Source organism: Allobosea sp. P4_E12 (assembly GCF_056401655.1).
Genome location: NZ_JBFUIY010000110.1, coordinates 1 through 2,876, shown reverse-complemented (window position 1 = coordinate 2,876; position 2,876 = coordinate 1). Strand labels below are relative to the sequence as shown.

Sequence of the window (2,876 nt, the reverse complement as noted above, 5' to 3'; positions counted from 1 at the left end):
AGCTCTTCGGCGAGGATGGCGACGACATCATCTTCGGCGAGGCTGGCGATGACATCATTGTCGGCGGCGCCGGCAACGACCAGCTCTCCGGCGGTGACGGCAATGACGTGATCCAGGGCGGCACCGGCGACGACCAGATCGCCGGGGATGCCGGCAACGACGTCATCCATGGCGACGAGGACGACGACACCGTGGATGGCGGCGCCGGCAACGACGAGCTTCATGGCGATGCCGGCGACGATCACGTCATGGGCGGGGCCGGCAATGACCAGGTCTATGGCGAGGACGGCGACGACATCCTCGACGGTGGCGACGGCGACGACTGGATCGACGGCGGCGAAGGCGACAACACGATCTTCACCGGCGACGGCAACGACACGGTCCGAACCGGCAACGGCAACAATGTCGTCACCGGTGGCGCTCATGTCGACCTCGTCCAGTTCGGCGCCGGCCAGGACACGGCCCAGCTCGGCGCCGGCGACGATGCAGCGGCCGGTGGCGGCGGCAACGACCGGCTCTTCGGTGAGGCTGGCAACGACACGCTCTCCGGTGATGCCGGCGACGATGTGCTCGATGGCGGTTCCGGCGATGATCATCTCGCGGGCGGCGCCGGTGACGACCAGATCCATGGCGGGACCGGTAACGACATCGTCTTCGGCGGCGATGGGTGCGACCGGATCGAGGGCGACGCGGATGACGACGTCGTCTTCGCCGGCGCCGGCGACGATAGGGTCGAGGGCAATGCCGGCAATGACCGGCTCTTCGGCGAGGCTGGCGACGACCGGATCGAGGGTGACGCGGGAGACGATATCGTCGATGGCGGGGCGGGCAACGACCGGCTCGAAGGCGGCAGCGGCGCGGATACGCTCGATGGCGGTGGGGGCAGGGACCGGGTCGAAGCCGGGTCCGGCAACGACGTGATCATCGGCACACTCGATGCCACGGCCGATTGCTATGATGGCGGCAGCGGCTGCGACACACTGGATTACTCCCAGGCGACGCAATGCATCGACATCAACCTGGTCGAGGGCAAGGCGGTCGGCGTCGAGATCGGCGAGGACAGCTTCTCCAGCATCGAGGCGGTGATCGGCGGCAGCGGCAACGACCACTTCACCATCGGCGCTGATGCGGTGACGCTGACCGGCGGGGCGGGCGACGACACCTTCTCCTTCGACGTGCCCTATGACGCGGACGATCGCGACCTGATCCACCGGATCCTCGATCTCGAGGCCGGCGACCGCATCGTCGTCAAGCAGTACCAGATCGGCACGGATGACGACCCCGCCGCCAATGCCGCTGCGGACGGAGCAGATCCGTTCGCCACGGCCTATGGCGACGAGGCCGACGCTGCCGGCCGGCCCTTCCACTTCCGCATCGAGAAGATCGGGGACGACGACCGCACCTATGTCGAYGTCTTTCTCGAGCAGCATGACGAGAAGGACTACTCGATCGAGATCCAGGGCAGTCACAGGCTTTACTATTACTGACCTCGGCGCGGGGCAGTTCGGCCTCGCATCCCGGGTCCGCTGACGGGAGAGACGGATATGACCAGGCGCAATGTCGCATCGCAGGCGGGCGGGGACGCCAGGGAAGGGCGCGAGCCGAACTTCGGGCTCGGCCGGCATATGCTCGCCGGTACCGCGCTCGCCCTGCTCCTGGTCGTCGGCTGCGGCGGCTGGGCCGCCAGCGCCCATCTCAACGGCGCCGTGATCGCGCAGGGCTCGATCAAGGTCGATCAGAACCTCAAGGAGGTGCAGCACCGCGACGGCGGCGTCGTCCAGGCGATCGGGGTGCGCCAGGGCGACCGGGTCGAGGCAGGCCAGACCCTGTTCTGGCTCGACGATGTCCAGACCAAGGCCGAGCTCTCGATCATCCGCTCGCAGCTCGGCGAAAATCTCGGTCGCAAGGCCCGCCTGATCGCCGAGCGCGACAACCTTGCCGCGATCACCTTCCCGGCCGAGTTCGCCCGATTCTCCGACGAGGCCAGCCAGATCATCCAGGGCGAGACCCGGTTGTTCGACGGCAACCGCACCAACCGCGAAAGCCGCAAGGAACAGCTCGAGATCAGCATCGTCCAGTCCGGYGAGGAGGTGAAGGGCCTCGAGGCSCGCCAGGTCGCCAAGGTCGAGGAGCTGCGCCTGGTCGAGCTCGAGCGCAACAAATATCTCGGYCTGTTYCAGAAGGGCTTCATCGACGGCACGAAGGTCTACAACATCAACCGCGAATGGGCYCGCCTGCTCGGCGAGCGCGGCGAGATCGARGCCTCGATCGCCCGCGCCCGGCTGCGCGTCAGCGASGCCCGCCTCCAGATCATCGCCGTCGACGAGACCGCCCGCACCGAGGCCCAGCGCGAGCTGCGCCAGGTCGAGGCCAAGGTCTCCGAGCTCAGCGACCGGCGTCTCGCCAGTGAGGACCGGCTCTCACGCTCCGAGATCCGCGCCCCGATCGCCGGCATCGTCAACGAGTTGACCGTCTTCACCGTCGGCGGCGTCATCACCCCGGCCGCCCGTCTCGCCACCATCGTACCGGGCGAGGCCAAGCTCACCGTCGAGGTCAGGATCGCGCCGACGGATATCGACCAGGTCAGGCCGGGCCAGCCCGCCCGCCTGCGCTTCTCCGCCTTCGCCAAGAATTCGACCCCGGAGCTGCCGGGCACTGTCAGCCATCTCTCCCCGGCGACCACCCGCGACCCCACCACCGGCGCCAATTTCTACACCGGCGAGATCCAGATCGACGGCGATCTCGTCGCCGCCCTCGGCGACCGCAAGCTCCAGCCCGGAATGCCGGTCGAGGTCTTCATCACCACCGAGGAACGCACCGCGCTCTCGTTCCTGACGAAACCCTTCGCAGACCACGCCAACAGGATCTTCAAGGAG

Annotated in this window: 2 protein-coding genes; both read left to right on the top strand. The window is 67.7% G+C overall.

Going from position 1 to position 2,876, the window contains the following annotated elements:
* The coding region (locus AC1DW9_RS36455) for a calcium-binding protein (RefSeq protein WP_476855398.1) at positions 1 to 1,487 on the top strand (1,487 nt) is incomplete at its 5' end.
* A gap of 57 nt (positions 1,488 to 1,544) precedes the next feature.
* The coding region (locus AC1DW9_RS36450; protein WP_476855397.1) for an HlyD family type I secretion periplasmic adaptor subunit at positions 1,545 to 2,876 on the top strand (1,332 nt) is incomplete at its 3' end.